1 pseudogene is annotated in these 258 nt (G+C 59.7%); it reads left to right on the top strand.

The window, feature by feature from the left end:
• Positions 1 to 258 (top strand): annotated as a pseudogene (locus tag ACX2DJ_RS13055) (hypothetical protein); the annotation flags it as partial.

Genomic DNA, 258 nt, shown 5'->3' with positions numbered 1-258 from the left:
CATGATCGCGATGCCCAGGAGGATTCGCGCGAGATCCTAATGCGCGATCTTGGCCTGGGCGGAACCGCGTCGGGGATAGTGACCTATCGCACCCCCGCTATCGACGAGGTAGATGCACGGCAGCCGGTTCTCCTGCGCGATCTCCTGCGCGCGCAAGTGCTTCTTCACCGTCTTGCTCGTGTAATTGGCGTTGCCGCAACGCGCTTGCTTATTCCCTTGTCCTATATCTCGATCCTTGGCGGCACGCTGACACTGATA

The sequence above is a fragment of the Altererythrobacter chaiwopuensis genome (genome assembly GCF_054957755.1).
The sequence above is the reverse complement of the archived record's forward strand: the minus strand, read 5'-3'. Positions and strand labels throughout refer to the sequence as shown.